The organism is Geodermatophilus sp. SYSU D01186 (assembly GCF_054050215.1).
Genome location: NZ_JBJGYW010000045.1, coordinates 1 through 17,300, shown reverse-complemented (window position 1 = coordinate 17,300; position 17,300 = coordinate 1). Strand labels below are relative to the sequence as shown.

At 75.2% G+C, this 17,300-nt stretch carries 15 protein-coding genes and 1 pseudogene; 6 read left to right on the top strand and 10 right to left on the bottom strand.

Annotated features, from left to right (window positions below):
• Positions 1–80 precede the first annotated feature (80 nt).
• The 4 genes from ACI784_RS23000 to ACI784_RS22985 all read left to right on the top strand — a co-directional run bounded on the left by ACI784_RS23000 (position 81) and on the right by ACI784_RS22985 (position 6,141).
• Entirely contained in the window at positions 81–527 is a 447-nt protein-coding gene (locus ACI784_RS23000; protein WP_456925098.1) for a pyridoxamine 5'-phosphate oxidase family protein, read from the top strand.
• 43 nt (positions 528–570) lie between these two features.
• The gene (locus ACI784_RS22995; RefSeq protein WP_456925099.1) at positions 571–1,455 is read left to right on the top strand and encodes a universal stress protein; all 885 of its coding nucleotides are present in this window, start codon (positions 571–573) and stop codon (positions 1,453–1,455) included.
• 266 nt (positions 1,456–1,721) lie between these two features.
• On the top strand, positions 1,722–3,710 hold the full coding sequence (locus tag ACI784_RS22990; protein WP_457015059.1) for a fibronectin type III domain-containing protein: 1,989 nt from the start codon (positions 1,722–1,724) through the stop codon (positions 3,708–3,710).
• Between the two features lie 325 nt (positions 3,711–4,035).
• Positions 4,036–6,141, top strand: a complete 2,106-nt coding sequence (locus ACI784_RS22985) for a hypothetical protein (protein WP_457015058.1) — start codon at positions 4,036–4,038, stop codon at positions 6,139–6,141.
• A gap of 106 nt (positions 6,142–6,247) precedes the next feature.
• Here the strand turns inward: ACI784_RS22985 and ACI784_RS22980 are convergent, their stop codons facing one another.
• Both ACI784_RS22980 and ACI784_RS22975 read right to left on the bottom strand, forming a co-directional pair.
• Positions 6,248–7,186, bottom strand: a complete 939-nt coding sequence (locus ACI784_RS22980; protein ID WP_457015057.1) for a DMT family transporter — start codon at positions 7,184–7,186, stop codon at positions 6,248–6,250.
• Positions 7,187–7,285: 99 nt separating this feature from the next.
• Complete coding sequence (locus tag ACI784_RS22975) at positions 7,286–8,032, bottom strand: SDR family oxidoreductase (protein WP_457015056.1); 747 nt, start codon at positions 8,030–8,032, stop codon at positions 7,286–7,288.
• Positions 8,033–8,118: 86 nt separating this feature from the next.
• Here ACI784_RS22975 and ACI784_RS22970 point away from each other — a divergent pair, with 86 nt between their 5' ends.
• Positions 8,119–9,705, top strand: coding sequence for a helix-turn-helix domain-containing protein (locus ACI784_RS22970; protein WP_457015055.1), 1,587 nt, complete (start codon positions 8,119–8,121; stop codon positions 9,703–9,705).
• A 54-nt stretch (positions 9,706–9,759) separates the two neighbouring features.
• Here the strand turns inward: ACI784_RS22970 and ACI784_RS22965 are convergent, their stop codons facing one another.
• The 3 genes from ACI784_RS22965 to ACI784_RS22955 form a co-directional block, all read right to left on the bottom strand.
• A complete protein-coding gene (locus tag ACI784_RS22965) occupies positions 9,760–10,518 on the bottom strand; it encodes an SDR family NAD(P)-dependent oxidoreductase (RefSeq protein ID WP_456925105.1) in 759 nt (252 codons plus the stop codon).
• 274 nt (positions 10,519–10,792) lie between these two features.
• Positions 10,793–11,530, bottom strand: a complete 738-nt coding sequence (locus tag ACI784_RS22960; RefSeq protein ID WP_456925106.1) for a DUF5995 family protein — start codon at positions 11,528–11,530, stop codon at positions 10,793–10,795.
• Positions 11,531–11,549: 19 nt separating this feature from the next.
• Positions 11,550–13,406 (bottom strand): PucR family transcriptional regulator, encoded by a 1,857-nt coding sequence (locus ACI784_RS22955; protein ID WP_456925107.1) that lies wholly within the window; start codon positions 13,404–13,406, stop codon positions 11,550–11,552.
• A gap of 365 nt (positions 13,407–13,771) precedes the next feature.
• Between ACI784_RS22955 and ACI784_RS22950 the strand changes: the two genes are divergently transcribed.
• Entirely contained in the window at positions 13,772–14,782 is a 1,011-nt protein-coding gene (locus tag ACI784_RS22950) for a DUF2877 domain-containing protein (protein ID WP_456925108.1), read from the top strand.
• Between the two features lie 50 nt (positions 14,783–14,832).
• Here ACI784_RS22950 and ACI784_RS22945 read toward each other — a convergent pair whose 3' ends face one another.
• The 5 genes and pseudogenes from ACI784_RS22945 to ACI784_RS22925 form a co-directional block, all read right to left on the bottom strand.
• Positions 14,833–15,276 carry an SSI family serine proteinase inhibitor gene (locus ACI784_RS22945; RefSeq protein WP_457015054.1) on the bottom strand — a complete coding sequence of 148 codons (444 nt, stop codon included), beginning with the start codon at positions 15,274–15,276 and terminating at the stop codon, positions 14,833–14,835.
• 49 nt (positions 15,277–15,325) lie between these two features.
• On the bottom strand, positions 15,326–16,192 hold the full coding sequence (gene hisG / locus ACI784_RS22940) for an ATP phosphoribosyltransferase (protein ID WP_456925110.1): 867 nt from the start codon (positions 16,190–16,192) through the stop codon (positions 15,326–15,328).
• A 52-nt stretch (positions 16,193–16,244) separates the two neighbouring features.
• A complete protein-coding gene (locus tag ACI784_RS22935) occupies positions 16,245–16,508 on the bottom strand; it encodes a phosphoribosyl-ATP diphosphatase (protein WP_456925111.1) in 264 nt (87 codons plus the stop codon).
• A complete protein-coding gene (gene ribH / locus ACI784_RS22930) occupies positions 16,505–17,029 on the bottom strand; it encodes a 6,7-dimethyl-8-ribityllumazine synthase (RefSeq protein ID WP_456925112.1) in 525 nt (174 codons plus the stop codon). The genes ACI784_RS22935 and ribH overlap by 4 nt, the downstream gene beginning before the upstream one ends.
• Positions 17,026–17,300 (bottom strand): annotated as a pseudogene (locus ACI784_RS22925) (bifunctional 3,4-dihydroxy-2-butanone-4-phosphate synthase/GTP cyclohydrolase II); the annotation flags it as partial. The pseudogene ACI784_RS22925 and the gene ribH, both read right to left, overlap by 4 nt.

Below are 17,300 nucleotides of genomic sequence, written 5' to 3'. Positions count from 1 at the left end.
GGGGCCCGCCCCCTGCCTACCCCATGGGCGGCGAGGGGCGCACGTGGCGTGCGCAACGCCGGGCCCCGAGGATGGGGACCATGACCGACGCCGCCCTCGAGGAGATCCCGGCCGACGAGTGCTACCGGCTGCTGGCCACCCAGGAGATCGGCCGGCTGGCCGTGAACGCCGAGCACCACCCCCTCGTCTTCCCGGTGAACTTCGCCCTCGACGGGACGACGATCGTCATCCGCACCCGCGCCGGCACCAAGCTGACCGCCGCCGAGCACGCCAACGTCGCCTTCGAGGTGGACGAGATCGACCGGCGGACCCGCAGCGGCTGGAGCGTGCTGGTGCGCGGCCAGGCCGAGGAGGTCGGGGACGCGCACCGGGCCGACCTCGTCGCCCGTACCCACGCCACCGGCGTCGAGCCGTGGGCACCGGGCGACACCGGCCACTGGGTGCGGCTGATCCCCCACGCGATCTCCGGACGGCGGATCGTGCCCGGGGAGCTGCCGCCGGCGGTCGACCCCCGCGCCTACCTCTGACCAGCCGGTCCACGTCCCGCGGCCCGTCGGGGAGAATGCCGCCATGAGCGCCCCAGACAACTCCGGTCGGTCCCTGCGCGTGCTCGTCGGTTACGACGGCTCGCCGAGCGCGGTCAACGCGATCGAGGCCGCGGCCACCCTCGTGCCCACCGCCTCCGCGTCGGTCCTGCACCTGTGGGAGCCGCCCTTCACCTCCCCGGAGCTGCGGCAGCGGCTGGCCGGCCGCTCCTCCGGGCTGCAGCAGCTGGGCGACCTGCTGGAGACGGAGGGCCGGGCCGAGGCCGAGCGCCTGGCCGGCAACGGCGTCAAGCTGGCCCGCGCCGCCGGCTGGGAGGCCGAGCCCCTGGTCAAGCGGGCCTTCGGCGGCGACGGCTACCAGTTCGCCCGGACGGCGGAGGAGATCGGCGCCGACCTCGTCGTCGTCGGCACCCGCGGGCTCGGCGGCGTGCGGGCAGCGCTGGGCAGCGTCTCCGAGCTGGTCATCCACGTCAGCCCGGTGCCGGTGCTGGTGGTGCCCTACCCGCTGACGACGTCCGAGTGGGCCGCGGCCGCCTCGGGGCCGGTCATGGTCGGCACCGACGGGTCGGCCGGCGCGGCCCGGGCGATCGCCTCGGCTGCCGCCCTGTTCCCCAGCCGCCAGCAGCTCCTCGTGGCCGTCGCCGAGCCCGGCCCGGGCCCCGGACCCACCGCCCCGGACGGCGCCGAGCTGCTCACCGTGCCGTGCTCGGGGCGTCCCGGCAGCGCGCGGGCCACCGCCTCGACCCTGGCCGAGACCGCCGCCGCCCGCGGCGCCGCGGTCATCGCCGTCGGCAGCCGGGGCCGGTCGGCCTCGCGTGAGCTGCTGGTCGGCAGCGTCCCCCGCGCCCTGCTGCACTGCGCGCACCGGCCGGTGCTCGTCGTCCCCCGTTCCCCCGTCGGGACGGACTGACCCTCGCCGAGACCGCAGGTCGGGCCGTGGATGCCGGCCCGACGCGGTCCGTCGCGCCCTCGACGGGGCCGCCGGGGACCGCTCGGCGCACTCCTCCGTATTGGGGGTCATAGGACCCCCACGGCACGGCTTCGGATCGGCCCCCCTCACCGACGACCGTCTGCGTACGGCTCCGGTCACCCGATCGGGGGGAAGCTCGAAGCAGCGGAGTAGCCATGAGTGCACGCACGACCACCAAGGGTGGCCGCCGTCGCGGAGGTGGGTCTGTGCCCACCGCCGCGACGCGACCGTCCCTCACCACCGGCGGGAGGCGGGCCCTCGGCCTGTTCTCCGCCGCGACCGTCGCCGTCGGATCCGTCGTCCTGAGCAGCGGGGTCGCCCAGGCGGCGCTGCCCACGCTGCCGAACAACCTCGTCGTCTTCCCCGACCGGGACTTCATGACCATCGAGGGCTTCGAGGGCCTGCCGGCGGGCAGCACGGCGACGGTCAAGGTGTTCCGCGGGACCACGGTGGTCGGCCAGACCACCGCCGACGTGAACTACCCCGAGGACGGCGTCGCCTTCGAGATCAACCACCCCGGCGGCGCGTGCTGGGGCCAGGGCGCTCCGTCCGGCCTGAACGTGACCCCGGACATCACCGGCAACGACCGGGTCGAGCTGACCATCAACGGTCAGGTCTTCGACATGCCCGTGGCCGACATCTCGGTGGCGTCCGAGTCGATCAGCGGCAGCACGGTGACGGTGATCAGCGACGTCCCCGCCGCCATCCCCCTGGACCGGCTCGAGGCCCGCATCATCCAGCCCGACCTCAAGGACACCGCGGTGGCCCGCCGCGACGCCCGCGCCGTCGCCGACGGCACCGGCGACGAGGGGTACACGTCCACGCTGGCGCGGTCCACCACCAACCCGGACCAGGTGGTCGCGACCTACACCTTCCTGGACGACGCCACCGCGCAGACCGCCCTCGGCGGGACCTCCCGGATCATGTCCTGGGCCGCGGCCGACGGCGACGAGCGCTCCGGCATCACCATCGCCGAGCACGGCGAGGTCGGCGGTCCCGGCATGGGTGGCTGCCCGGCCGGCCCCGGCGACGCCGCCCAGCCCGGCCCCGGTGAGGCGGGCTTCGTCCGCTCCGCCAACGGTGAGTCCATGACCGTCAACTGGGTCGCGGCTCCGCCGGTGGCCGGTGGCGCGCCCGTCAGCGGCTACCACGTGACGCTGACCGACCCCGACGGCAACATGGTCGGGAAGAAGGTCGGCGCCAGCGCGATCCGTGCCGACTTCACCGGTCTGACCGCGACCACGGAGTACCTCGTGGAGGTGCGGGCCGCCCAGGGCACCGGGGCGGACACGGTGCTGAGCAAGCCGTACGCGGCGGCCTCCGGGGCTCCGGACCAGAACCCGGAGACCGGGGACGTCACGGACCCGACCGTGACGCTCACGCCCAACACCGAGACCGGTGAGATCACCGTCACCGCGAACGAGGCCGTGGACGTCTACTACACCCTCGACGGCAGCGACGTGGTCGACATCGACATGCCGTCGCTGACCGCCATCCACCTCCCGGAGGGCGCGACCATCCCGGTCACCGCGGCCGGCACCGTGGTCAAGGTCGCCGCCTTCGACGCCGCCGGCAACATCGGCACCGCTGAGGGCACGTACGAGCCCGGTACCTCCGGTCCGGCCCCGACGCTCCCCGGTGCCCCGACCGGGGTCAGCACGCAGGCCGGCCAGGGCAGCCTGGTGGTGAGCTGGACTGCTCCCGAGCAGACCGGTGCCTCCGCCATCTCCCGCTACGAGGTCACCGCGACCCCGGCCACCGGGACGGCGGTGTCGGCGGTGGTCGTCGCCCCGGCCACGACGGCCACGCTGACCGGCCTGACCGCCGGGACGGCGTACACGGTCAGCGTCGTCGCCGTGAACGACCAGGGCAGCAGCCCGGCGGGCACCGCCACGGGGACGCCGGACGCCGTGACCAACGACACGGTCACGATCACCGGCGGCCGCTACCGCGCCGGTGACCGGCTCGAGGTCAACGGCACCGGCACCATCGCCGGCGCGACGATCACGATCCGCTCCACCAGCGCCACCGGTCCGGTCATCGGGACCGCCATCGTGGCCCCGCCGGCGGCCGGCGCCACCTTCGGCACGTGGACCTTCGCGGTCCGCAACGCCGTCCCGGCCGTCCCCGGCTCCCAGGTCTGGGTGGAGTCGGACAAGGGCGGCAAGGCCGGTCCGTACGTCCTCCGCCGGTGACGGACGGGCCCCGGGCCGACTGAGCCCGGCGCACCACCACAACTGAACACAACGGGGGCCCGTCACCGGGAGGTGGCGGGCCCCCGGCCCGTCTCCGGCCGGCACCCCGCGGACGGCGACCCGGCGCCCGTGACGGCCGGTCACCGCGCGACTCCCTCGCATTGGGGGGTGCCACTCCCCCTTGCCGCGTCTGCCTGCTCACTCGTCGCTGCACGAGAGTCGACGCACAGGTCGTCACCACCCACGGTGACGGCGACGGCGTTCGACAACGGAGAGTCGCATGACACGGGAACGACCGAGCACCGGTCGTCGCGGGGGCGGGGCCATGAGGGGCACCGACGTCGCGACGGCGAACCGGACCACCAACCGCCGCGGCCGCACGACGGTCGTGGCGCTGACGGCGTTCGGCGTCGTCGCCAGCGGCGCCACGATGGCCGGCGCCGACATCCTCACGCCGAACCCCGAGACCCTGCAGGCGGTCGGCCCGACCAGCGGGGTGCACGGCTTCCCCGTCTGGTACGAGGACCACACGGGGCTGCGCCTCGAGCAGTGCCTCGACGCCACCGACCCCTACTGCGACCCGGCCTTCCTCACCGCGGAGGGGCTCGACCCGAGCCGTCCGCTGCACATCGGGGCGAGCGCGGCCGAGAGCAACTGGCCGGCCGAGTCCTTCTACTTCCAGGCCGGCAACAGCTTCGACACGCCCAGCGGTCCGGCCGTCGACTTCGTCGCCGCCCTGGAGGCGACGTTCGCCAACGAGGTCGTCCGAGAGGGCGACCAGGTGACCTTCGGCCGCCTCCGCATCCGGATCGACGACGCGGTGCCCTTCGCCACCTACACCGTCACCCACCCCTACGGCGTCGACACGGTGACCGCCGACGACCGCGGCCGGGCCCGCTTCGTCGAGGACATCACGCCCGCCCCGGACAACTTCGGTCTCGCGCTGGGCTCCCGCATCGCGCCGTTCCTGATCGACGCCGCCGGCCTGCACGAGGTGAACGGCAACTCCTACGTCGGCAACCCCGCCGTGGAGACCCAGGTCACCGGCTCGCCCCACGACACCAACTACGTGGAGGTCTCCGGCCCGGGCATCGACACCTTCCGCGACGACACCTTCGGGATCCTCGGCAAGGTGGCGGTCAACCAGGGCATCGAGCCCCTCGGCGTCTACGAGGTCGACACCGCCGGCCAGGACTACGTCGACGTCTACGCCAAGGCCGGCCGGAACTCGACCGTCGAGGTCGCCGGCGAGGGCGTGCCGGCCACCACGCTGACCGGCGACGGCAAGGGCAACTTCTTCGCCCGCATCCCCGTCGGCGCCTTCCCCGACTCGGTCACGGTGAGCAACACCAGTGACGTGCCGGCGGAGAACAAGGACGTCCCGGTCACCGACCGCATCCAGGTCACCAACGCCGTGTTCGCCAACGGGACGCTCACCGTCGAGGCGACGTCCAGCGACAGCGACGCCGAGCTGTCGGTGGAGGGCTTCGGCGCGCTCGCCAACGGCACCCTGACCGCCACCGGCCTGTCCATGCCGCCGCACTCGGTCACCGTCGTGGCCACCGAGGGCGGCGAGCCGGACGGCTCGACCACGGCCCCGGTCATGGTCACCGGCTCGGACGCCGGCGAGGAGGTCCCGCAGGCGGGCAACATCGCCGGGCTGCCGACCACGCTGGCGATGGGCCAGACGGTCACCCTGGACGCCTCGTCGTCGACCAACGTGGAGTCCTTCGACTGGTCCGCCTCGGCCGGCACGATCGTCGCCGACGCCGGCAACCCGGCGCTGGCCACGTTCACCGCGCCCAGTACCCCCGGGGTGGTCACGATCACCCTGACCACGCAGGGCCCGGAGGGCGAGCGCGTCTTCACCCGCACGGCCGAGGTCCAGGGCGGCGAGGTCCCGACCGCGGTCACCGTGACCGCGGACAACCCGACGCCGGAGGTCGGTGGGCAGGTCGTGCTGACCGCGACCGGGACGAACGCGACGTCCTACGAGTGGGTGCAGACCTCCACCCCGGCGGTCACCGTCCCCAGCACCACCGGCAACACGGTGTCGTTCACCGCTCCGGCCCACCCGGTGACCTTCCAGGTCACCGCCACCGGCCCCGGCGGCACCGCCACCGGGTCGGTCACGGTGACGCCGACCGTCGACACCACCGCCATCACCGCCGGTGAGTACCGCACCGGGACGCGGGAGTGGCGGGTCTCGGGCACCTCGACCGTGACCAACCTGAACACGGTGACGGTCTACCTGGCCACCACGACCGGGACGAAGGGCGCGATGATCGGCACGGCCACGGTCGACGCCACGGGGGCCTGGACCGTCCGCGTCGCCAACGCCGTCAGCCCGACCACCGGGTTCACCCGGGTCGTCGCGGAGTCCACGAAGGGCGGCGTCTCGGCGCCGTTCGCCTTCACCTCCCGCAGGTGACGAGCACCGGCCGGCACCGGGACCTCCAGCCCGGTGCCGGCCGGCCATGACGAGGGCCCCACCGCTGCGGCGGTGGGGCCCTCGCCCGTTCCCGGCACGCCGGGGCTCAGACGGCCGCGCCGGCCTCCTGCACGGTCGCCGCGACCGGCCGCCGGGACCGGCCGCGGGCGCGGGCCAGCGCCACCCCGGCCAGGCACACCGCACCGCCGGCGACGGCGAGGACCGGCGGCACCTCGTCCAGCAGGAGCCAGCCCAGGACGACGACCAGCGGCGGCACCAGGTAGGTGGTCACGCCCAGCGTCCCGGCGTCCATCCGGGCCAGCGCGTAGGCCCAGGTGCTGAACGCCAGGGCCGTCGGTACCACCCCGAGGTAGACCATCCCGGCGACGGAGGCCGCCGGCGCCCGCGCGAGCTCCCCGGCGAGCGCCCCGGCCCAGGGCAGGCAGCACAGCGCACCGACGGCGCAGGCGGTCAGCGTCACCTGCAGCGGAGGCAGCCGTCGCAGCACCGGCTTCTGCGCGACCACCCCGGCCGCGTAGGTCACCGCCGCCACCAGGCAGAAGACGACGCCGAGGACCTCGGCGTCCGCGACGCGCGTGGCCAGCCCGATGAGCAGGACCCCGGCGAAGGCGACCGCGATGCCGGCCAGCAGCCGGCGCGGGAACCCCTCGCCCAGCAGGAGCCCGGCGAGGACGGCGATGAGGATCGGGCCGACGTTGACCAGCATCGCCGTGGTGCCGGCGTCCAGGTGCCGCTCCGCGGCGTTGAGCGCCAGGTTGTAGACGCCGAACCAGCCGACCCCGCAGACGGCCAGCAGCCCCCACTCGCGCCCCGTCGGCCGCACCCACGCCCGGCCGGCGAGCGCCCAGAGGACGCCGAGCACCGCGGTGCCGACGGTCAGCCGGCCCAGCGCCAGCGCCCCGGGTGAGAGGTCGGCGCCCACCCCGCGGATGCCGACGAACGCCGACGCCCAGGCCAGCAGGGTGACGACGACGGCGGCGAGGACGGGCACGGCGGTGCGGCCGGGCGACGCGAGGGTGGGCACGACCCGGACCCTAGGTGGAGGCGACGACGGCGCACCGGCGGTTTCCGGACGTCGTCCTGCCCGTTGCGGGATCCGGCAGGACCGTTGCGGCGGGCCGGTTCAGCCGTGCAGGTGCTCGCCGTAGGTGCGGTGCCCGCGCGCGCCGCCGGTGGGCAGCGCGGCGCCGTCCCGGAACGCGGAGGACAGCCGGCCGGGGACGGGCGTGGCGACGACGTGGGCCCCGGGCTCCCGGGCGGCCGCCCACGCCCGTGCCAGCTCGGCGGCGGTCAGCTCCTGCGGACCGCCGAACTCCACGACGTCCCCCGTCGGCGCGCCCAGGGCGACCTCGGCGGTGTGGGCGGCGGCCTCCTCGGCGTCCACCGGCTGGGCCCGCCAGCCCATCGGCACCGGCAGCACGGGCCCGCGGCGGGCGGTGGCGAGCAGCTCGTCGACGAAGTCGTGGAACTGGGTGATCCGCAGCAGCGTCACCGGCAGCCCCGACGCCAGCAGCACCTGCTCGGCGGCGAACTTCGCGTGGTAGTAGCCGTAGGGGATGCGGTCGACGCCGACGATCGACACGAAGACCAGGTGCCGCAGGCGCTCGCGGTCGACGGCCTGGACCAGGCGCCGGGTGCCGGCGACGTCGGCCTGCCAGTAGTCACCCCGCGCGTCGCTGGCCGCGTGCACCACGACCTCCGCACCCGCCAGCGCCGTCTGCAGGTCGCGGCCGGTGGCGAGATCGCCGCGGACCCCGCCCGGCCCGGTCCCCCGCCGCGACATCCGGCGCACGGAGTGGCCGGCCTCCTGGAGCCGCCCGGCCACCCGGCTGCCGAGGCGTCCGGTCCCTCCTGTCACGAGAACGTCCATGGCTGCAGTCTGGCCGGACCACCTCCGCGCAGTGCCGCGCCGCGCTCCGGGCGAGTCGAAGTCACATGCCGATACCGTCCCGGACCGTGACGGCCACCGACACGCCTCGCACAGATCCACCCGTCCCAGAGCCCGTCGCGGAGAACACCGCGGACACCGTCATGCGCCGCATCGGCCTGCTCGTGCGGGACGCGCGCCGGCACCGCGGGCTCACCCAGGCCGAGCTCGCCGAGCGCCTCGGCACCAGCCAGAGCGCCGTCGCCCGAATCGAGCAGGGCGGCCAGAACCTCACCCTCGACCTGCTCGGCCGGCTCTCGGAGGCCCTGGAGAGCGAGCTGTTCAGCGTCGGGCCGTCCGGTCCCGCGCACCTGCGGGTGACCGGTGGCACGCCGCTGCACGGCAGCGTCGCGGTGAAGTCCTCCAAGAACGGCGCCGTCGCGCTGCTCTGCGCCGCGTTGCTCAACCGCGGGCGGACGACGCTGCGCAACGTGGCCCGCATCGTCGAGGTCGACCGCCTGCTCGACGTGCTGCGCTCCATCGGCGTCTCGGCGACCTGGGACGGCACCGGCCGGGACCTCACCCTGCTGGTCCCCGACGAGCTGGATCTCGCCGGGATCGACGCCGACGCCGCCCGCCGCACCCGCAGCATCATCATGTTCCTCGGTCCGCTGCTGCACCGGGCCGTCCGGTTCGAGCTGCCCTACGCCGGGGGCTGCGAGCTCGGCACGCGCACGGTGCAGCCGCACGTGATCGCGCTGCGGCCCTTCGGGTTGGAGGTGGAGGCGCGCGGCGGCCGCTACTCCATCACGGTCACCGCCCCGCGCCGGACCGACCGCACCATCGTGCTGACCGAGCGCGGCGACACCGTGACGGAGAACGCGCTGCTGGCCGCGGCGCGCGCGGAGGGGACGACGACGATCCGCAACGCCAGCTCCAACTACATGGTCCAGGACCTCTGCCTGTACCTGCGGCTGCTCGGCGTCGGCATCGAGGGCCTGGGCACCACCACGCTGGTCGTGCACGGGCGCCCGGTGCTCGACGCCGACGTCGACCACACGATCAGCGAGGACCCGGTGGAGGCCATGAGCCTGCTGACCGCCGGGATCGTCACCGGCTCCGAGCTCACGGTCACCCGGGCGCCGATCGAGTTCCTCGAGGTGGAGCTCGCCGTCCTCGCCGAGATGGGGCTGCGCTACGCCCTCTCCCCCGAGTACCGCGCCGCCAACGGGCACACCCGGCTGGCCGACATCACGATCTGGCCGTCGGAGCTGACCGCGCCCCTGGACAAGATCCACCCGATGCCGTTCCCCGGCCTGAACATCGACGACCTGCCGTTCTTCGCCGTCATCGCTGCCGTGGCGTCCGGGTCGACGCTGATCCACGACTGGGTCTACGACAACCGGGCGATCCACCTGTCCGACCTCACCCGGCTCGGCGCCGACGTCCGGCTGCTGGACCCGCACCGGGTGCTGGTGACCGGTCCGACGCGGTGGTCCAGCGCCGAGGTGGTCTGCCCGCCGGCGTTGCGCCCCGCGGTCTGCCTCCTGCTGGCCATGCTGGCCGCCAAGGGGACGTCGGTGTTGCGCAACGTCGACATCATCGCCCGTGGCTACGAGCAGCTGTACGAGCGCCTGGTGGAGATGGGCGCCCGCATCGAGGTCTTCCACGACTAGGCCCCCTCCCGGGTCCCGCCCCGAGCGTGCGACGGGTGGGGAGGGGGTCCTCTCTCAGCGCTCCTGGTCGGTGGGGCGGACCAGCACCTCGTTCACGGCCACGTGCGGGGGCTGGGTGACCACGTAGACGATCGCCCGGGCGACGTCGTCGGCCTGCAGCGTGCGCATGCTCGCGGCCATCTGCCGGGAGGCCTCCCGCGCCTCGGGCTGGGTGATGTGGCTGGACAGCTCGGTGGCCACCGCCCCCGGCTCGACCAGCGACACCCGCACGCCGCGGGCGGTGACCTCCTGGCGCAGGGACTCGCTGAAGGCGTTCACCGCCCACTTGCTGGCGTTGTAGACCCCGGCGCCCTTGCGGGCGGTCCGGCCGGCGACGCTGGAGATGTTCACGATGTCGCCGGAGCCCTGCTCGACCATGCCGTCGATGGCCGCGTGGGTCATGTACAGGACGCCCATCACGTTGGTCTGCACCATCCGGCGCCAGTCCTCGGGGTCCGCCCCGACGATCGTGCCCAGCAGCATCACCCCGGCGTTGTTGACCAGGACGTCGAGGCCGCCGAGCTCCTCGCGGGTGCGGCGGACGGCGTCGGCGCAGGACCGCTCGTCGGTGACGTCGAGGTCCAGCGGCAGCACGCGGGCCCCGTCGTCGCGCAGCTTCGCGGTCAGGGCGTCGAGCCGGTCGCGGCGGCGCGCCCCCACCGCGACGGCGGCGCCGGCCGCGGCCAGGGCGACGGCGGTGGCCTCGCCGATGCCGGACGACGCCCCGGTGACCAGCGCGACCCTGCCGTCGAGCGGGCGGGCGACCTCGGTCATGCGTGCTCCTCTCCCGGGCCGCCCCGCGCGGCCCACCGGACCAGCCTGGTCGATGGCGATGGCCGCGGCGCGGGCAGGTCGCAGGCCGGGGTGGGTTCGAGAGCCAGGTGACGTCCGGGGAGGTCGCCGCGCACCCCGGGAGCCGTGCTCTTGCGGTGGTGTGGACGCTCGTGCGGCACCGCAGCAGCGCAAGAGCGTGGAGGACACCGCAAGACCGGGCCGCACCGCAGTCCGACCCGGTCGCCGATGGCGGTGGCCGCGGCGCGGGCAGCTCTCAGGAGAGGGTGACGCCGAAGCCCCGGACCGCCAGCCGCAGCAGGACCGGCCCCGGCCGCAGCAGGTCGTCGACCCGGGCCGCGGCGGCGGACTCCAGGTCGGCCACCCGCCGGGCGTAGGCCGCCGGGCCGTGCCGCCGCGCCGCGTCCAGCTCGCGCGCGTTGGCCCACACCTTCCGCCGGGACTCACGCAGCAGGACCTGGCTGGCGGTGCGGTTGGCCGGGGAGAGCAGCCGGTCCAGGCAGCTCCGCCGTCCACCGGCGCGGTGCAGCTCGGCGTCCTCGGCGGCGACGCGCGCGGCCAGCACCCGGTCGATGCGCTCGTGGTCGCGGCGGCGCAGCTCCCGGATCTCGGGGTCGTCGAAGCCGGCCGGCGGGATGACCTGCACCAGGGACTGCGGCAGGTCGAAGTTGATGTGCGCGTTCATGCCCAGCAGGACGTGCGCCTCGGGCGGCAGCTCCCGCCGCGCCCCGAAGGCCAGCCGCCACGGCCGCGGCGGGCCGGCCGGGTCGTGGCGGTGCGCGGTGAGGGCGTCGAGGTAGAGGCCGGCGAAGTCGACGTCCCACTCCTCCACCCAGGCGGGGTCCTCGAACTCGCCCCCGCGGATGGCGACCCCGACGGCCTGGGTGGTGCGCAGGTAGACCCCGTGGAAGAACCGGGCCGGGTCCCGGTCGGCCTCCAGCGGGCCCTGGAGGTCGGTCATGCGCGCCACCAGCGCGTCGATGCCCGAACCCACGAGGGCCTTCCTACTCGACTCAGACCAGCGCGTCGAACCCCTCGTCGGTGGCGGCCGTCATCGCGGCGTCCACCGGGGGCCGGTGCGGCTGGTCCAGCCCGCGCATCCGGGCGGCGTGCAGGGCCAGCAGCAGGTTCAGCCGCAGCGTGGGATCGGTGGTGAAGGGCCCCAGCAGCCGCTCCAGCTTCCCGATCCGGTAGCGCATCGTGTTGTAGTGGAAGTGCAGCCGGCGGGCGGACTCCGCGACGTTGAGGTTGGTCTCCAGCAGCACCCGCAGCGTCTCCCGCAGGTCGGCGGAGTCCGGGTCGGTGGCGTCGGCCAGCGTGCCGAGCACCTCGTCGACGTAGTTGCGCAGCTCGGTGCTGTCGGGGATGAGCGACAGCAGGCGGAAGACGCCGAGCTGGTCGAAGTGCGTCACGGCCTGCGTGCCGTGGATCTCCTGCCCCACGCCGAGGGCCCGCTGCGCCTGCTGGTGGGCCTCCCCCAGGGCCGACAGCGACCCGGCGGGCCGGCCGATGCCGGTGCCGAGCACTCGGCCCACGCGGCGCACCCGGGCGTTGACCCGCGAGGTCACCGCCGAGACCAGCGCGCTGATCTCCTCGGGGGTGCGGCCGTCCAGCGGCAGCACCGTGACGATCTCCGTCGACAGCCCCGCGACCGCCGCCCCGGAGACCTCGGTCTCCAGCGCCGAGCGCCAGCCGTCGGCCAGCCGGTCGAGGACGTCGAGGGCGCGGGTGGGGTCGGCCTGCGGGTCGGCGGCGGTCTCGGTGGCGGTGACCAGGACGACGACCGGGCCGTCCAGCCGCCAGCCGAAGGAGCGGGTCTGGGCCAGCGCTCGCTCGGTGTGCCGCAGCGACCCGGCGACCAGCCGCCGCACGAGGTCCCCCTGGAAGCGCAGCTCGACGGAGTGCACGGCCTGCTGGCGGATCACCGACAGCGCCGAGACCACCGCCGCCCGCTCCAGCACGCCGCCGGCGCCGACCATCATCGGGCCGGTCCGGTGGACGGCGACCAGCCAGCCGTGCCGCTGCTCACCGGCCATGATCGGCGCGACCGCGTACTCCCCCACCCCGCCGGGGAGCTCGTGGTGGCCGGGGACCAGCAGGATGCCGTCGGCCGGCGACAGGTCGGCGTCGGCGAGCACGTCGGCGGGGGTGACCACGGTCTGGTCGGCGCGGACGCCGGACAGCCGGCGGGACGGCGCCATCGTGGCCAGCTCGTCCTCGGCCTCGGCGTCCAGCAGCCACAGCCAGTCGCTGATCTCGGCGACGTCCTCGGCTGGGCCGGCCGTGGTGACGATCTCGCGGTCGGGCCCGAGGCCCAGGACCGCGGCGCCCTCGAGGAACACCGCCAGCTGGTCGGTCACCTCGGCCAGCCCGCCGCCGCTGAGGGCGACGTCGATGAACTGGTCGTGCATGCGGTAGGAGAGGGCGAGCTCCTCGCCCTGCTTGCCGACGACCGCGCCGAGCACCTCGGAGAGGATCTCGTCCATCCGGGCGTCGGCCGGCACGGCGAGCACGGGCAGGCCCCGCCGGTCGGCCTCGGCGAGCACCTCGGCGGGGGCCGGCGCGGGCCCCTCGGTCCGGCGGAACGCCAGCGCCGCGGTGCCCATGGAGTCCAGCCGCTCGACCAGGGCCCGGTAGTTCGCCGGGTCGGCGGGCGGCAGCCGCGCACCGAGGACGACGAGGACGTCGGGCCCGGCCACGGCGAGGGGGTCGCTGGGGTCGTCGACCACCATGTGGCGGACCACGCGGCCCAGCCCGGCGCGCCCGGCGACCACGTCGGTCCCGGCCAGCCCGGGCAGCTGCAGCGCCTCCTGCAGGGTCAGCCCCATGCGCTCCTGCCAGGTGGTGCGCTCCGCGCGGTTCTCGGTCACCGATGCCTCCGCTGCCGACATGCGACGACGCAGAGATCCCACGCCATCACCCACAGTGGCGACGGTGAGCGATGCATCACCCTGGGTCACGGCACCCGCCTTCCACAACGCCCATGCACACGGCCATACCACGACACCCTGTCAGGAGTGCCTGGACCAACGTCCCCATTCTTGGCGACTTCCGCCATACAGGGGCATGCGACGCGCCGCTTAGGTTCGAGACCCGGAACCACTCCGCCCGCTGGATGGTAAGCCGTCACCGAGACCAGGGTGACGCCGAGTCCCTCCGGCCCGGAGCCGCGGGGCCGGGCGGGGGGTCTCGAGCCGACGGTGCCTCCCGTTGTCTCCACGGTGAAGAGGCCGCCATGCGCACGATCGACGAGACAGCCGGCCCGGGTGGCACCCGCCCCGGGGCCCCGACGTCCCCGCGGGGCCGGGCCGCACAGGCCGGGGTGCCCACCATCCCCCTCCCGCGGGACTCCGCCCAGGCCACCGCCCGCACCGCCCCGCCCGCACGGGCGGCCACCGCGGTGCCGGCGTCGGCGAGCACCGGGGTCGCGGGCCTCCTCCGCGGTCCCGTCCGGCACGCCCGCGTGCTGATGAGCGTCCCCGCCGCCGTCTACCTCCACGTGCCCACCGAGCGCGGGGGCGAGGTCGTCGGCGTCCTCACCAGTGACGCCGCCCGCCTCCCGCTCGGCTGCGTGCTGTTCCGCCCGAGCAACGGCCGCCCTCTGGTGGCGCTGCCCCCCGACGCGCCGGCTGAGGTCGGTGGCGGGCGCATCGTCGTCGGCGACCTCGCCGTCAGCGCCGCCGCCTGGTGGGACCCCCGCCCGCGGCTGCCCAGCCCGCGTCCCGCGCTGCTGCCCGAGGGCGTCCGCCAGCTGCGCAACGCCCTGTACGGCGAGGGCGTGCCGCACAGCGCGTTCACCCTCCCCGGCCTCCCGGCCGGCCCCGGGGGTCCGCTGGCCGCGCTGCGCGGTGCGGTCCGCCGCGCCGACCTGGACGCCGCCCTGCGCACCGCCGCCCGCCTGGTCGGCCTCGGCCCCGGGCTGACCCCGGCCGGGGACGACGTGATGGCCGGCACCATGGCCGGCCTCGTGCTGCTGGGCCACCCGTCGGCCGAGCGCTTCGCGGCCGGCGTCTACGCCCTCGCCGCCGGGCGCACCACCGAGCTGTCCCGCGCGCTGCTGCGGCACGCGGCGGCCGGGCGGGTCAGCGGCGAGTACGCGGCCGTGCTGCACGGCCTGGTCGGCGAACGACCGCTGGGTCCAGCGATCGCCGGGCTGCTGGCCACCGGCTCCACGAGCGGCCGGGCCATGGCCCTCGGGCTGTGCACCGCCATCGACCTCGTCGACCGGACCACCCGCAACCGCTGACCGACGCGTCCGAGGGCCCTCTCCCGTGCCGGGAGAGGGCCCTCGCCCGTTCAGCTGGGCAGCTGCTCGAACGCGACCGCCTCGGGGATCAGCGGCACCAGCGAGTCCCACTGGGCGATCCGGCAGCCGTCGGTGCGGGACAGCCGCAGGTCGACCGGCTCCCCGCCCCACCGGCCGGTGACGGTCGCCGTCTGCGGGCCGCCGTACAGCTCGGTGCACACCGCGTCGGCCCGGATGGGCGCGAAGGCGTCGGACCGGTCGCGCAGCTGGTCGCACGCGGCCTGGGCGTCGGGGTGGTCCCCCTCGGCGGCGTCGGCGCAGACCAGCGTCCAGCGCTCGACGGCCGACCCGTCGCCGCGGTCGACCTCGACCACCAGGGAGTCCTCCCCGGCGCTGCTGCCGGGGGCCGGGGCGGCGGTGCCGTCCCCCGCCGGGCTGCCGCCCGACGGCGCCGCACAGGCAGCGAGGGCGAGGAGCAGGAGCACGGTGAGCACGCGCATGCCCTGGGGACGAACGGGACGCCCGGACCGTGCCCGCGGGAGCTCAGATCCGGCAGGCGTGGATGCTCGTGACCAGGATCGCGCGGGCGCCGAGCTCCCACAGCTCGTCCATCACGCGGTTGGTGTCGGTCTGGGCGACCATCGCGCGCACCGCCGACCAGCCCTCGGTCTGCAGCGGGCTGACGGTGGGCCCCTCCAGGCCCGGGGTGAGCGCCGTCGCCTTCTCCAGCAGCTCGTTCGGGCAGTCGTAGTCGAGCATCACGTACTGCCGGGCGACCAGGACACCCCGCAGCCGGCGGCGCAGCTGGGCGACGGCCGGGATCTCCTCGGCCCCGGCCCGGCGCACCAGGATCGCCTCACTGGTCAGCACCGGCTCCCCGATGATGTGCAGCCCCGCCGCCCGCAGGGTCGTCCCGGTCTCCACGACGTCGCAGACCGCGTCGGCGACGCCGAGCCGGCAGGCGGTCTCCACCGCGCCGTCCAGCTTCACCACGCCGGCGCTGATGCCCTGGTCCTGCAGGTACCGCTTGAGCAGCACGGGGTAGGCGGTCGCGATCCGCTTGCCGGCCAGCTGCGCCACGGTCTCGATGCCCGACTCGACGGGGGTGGCGAAGCGGAACGACGAGCGCCCGAAGCCCAGCGGCATCACCTCGACCGCCGCGGCCCCCTCACCGTCGGCGGGGGCGGTCTCCAGCAGCATGTCGCGGCCGGTGATGCCGACGTCCAGGGTGCCGGCGGCCACGTACACCGCGATGTCGCGCGGGCGCAGGTAGAAGAACTCGGTGTCGCTGTCGGGGTCGTAGACGGCGAGGTCCTTGGTGCTGCGCCGCTGCCGGTACCCGCTCTCGGCGAGCATGGCGGCCGCGGGCTCACTCAGGACGCCCTTGTTCGGCACGGCGATGCGCAGCACGGGGGGTCTCCTCGGGGTCGGTGGTCTCGGTGGGGCGTCGGAGGTGGCGGCGTCAGAGGTGGGCGTAGACGTCGTCCAGGCTCAGCCCGCGGGCCAGCATGAGCACCTGCACCCGGTAGAGCAGCTGGCTGATCTCCTCCGCCGTCCGCGCCTCGCCCTCGTGCTCCGCGGCCATCCAGGACTCCGCCGCCTCCTCGACGACCTTCTTGCCCGCCGCGTGCACGCCGTCGCGGACCGCGGTGACCGTCCCGGAGGTCGGGTCTCCGGCGGCCACCTTGGCGGCGAGCTCGGCGAACAGCGAGTCGAAGGTCTTCACGCGCGGCTCCCGTCGGCCGGTCGGATGGTGAACCCGGTCGGCCGGGAGGCGCCGCGCAGCCGGCGGAGGGTGAGCGCCGTCGACAACGCCGCGATCGCCGCCTCCCAGCCCTTGTCCTCCGCGGACCCGGGCAGCCCGGCGCGGTCGCGCGCCTGCTCCTCGGTGTCACAGGTCAGGACGCCGTTGCCGACCGGGGTCCCCGCGTCGAGGGCGACCCGGGTGAGGCCCGCGGTGACCGCGTCGCAGACGTACTCGAAGTGCGGCGTCCCGCCCCGGATGACCACGCCCAGCGCGACGACGGCGTCGTGCCGCTCGGTCAGCGCCTGCGCGACCACCGGCAGCTCCACCGCGCCCGGCGCCCGGACGACGGTGGGCTCGGGGACCCCGCTGGCGACGGCGGCGGCCACCGCGCGGTCCAGCAGCGAGCCGGTGATCTCCGCGTGCCAGGTGGTGGCGACGATGCCGAGGGTCAGGCCCGCCGCGTCGACCGCCTGCACCTCCGGCGCTCCGTGTCCGCTCATGACATCTGCTCGTTCTGGTGCAGGGGCACGTCGGTGCCGGGCACGGTGGGGACGTCGTCCGGGCCGGACTCCGTCTCGGGCTCGATGATGTCGAGCAGGTGTCCCATCCGGTCGCGTTTGGTGCGCAGGTAGGCGAGGTTCTCGGCGGTGACGTGGCTGGGCAGCGGCACCCGGCCGGTGATCTTCAGGCCGTAGCCCTCCAGGCCGGCCCGCTTGGCGGGGTTGTTGGTCAGCAGCCGCATGGTGTGCACGCCCAGGTCGACCAGGATCT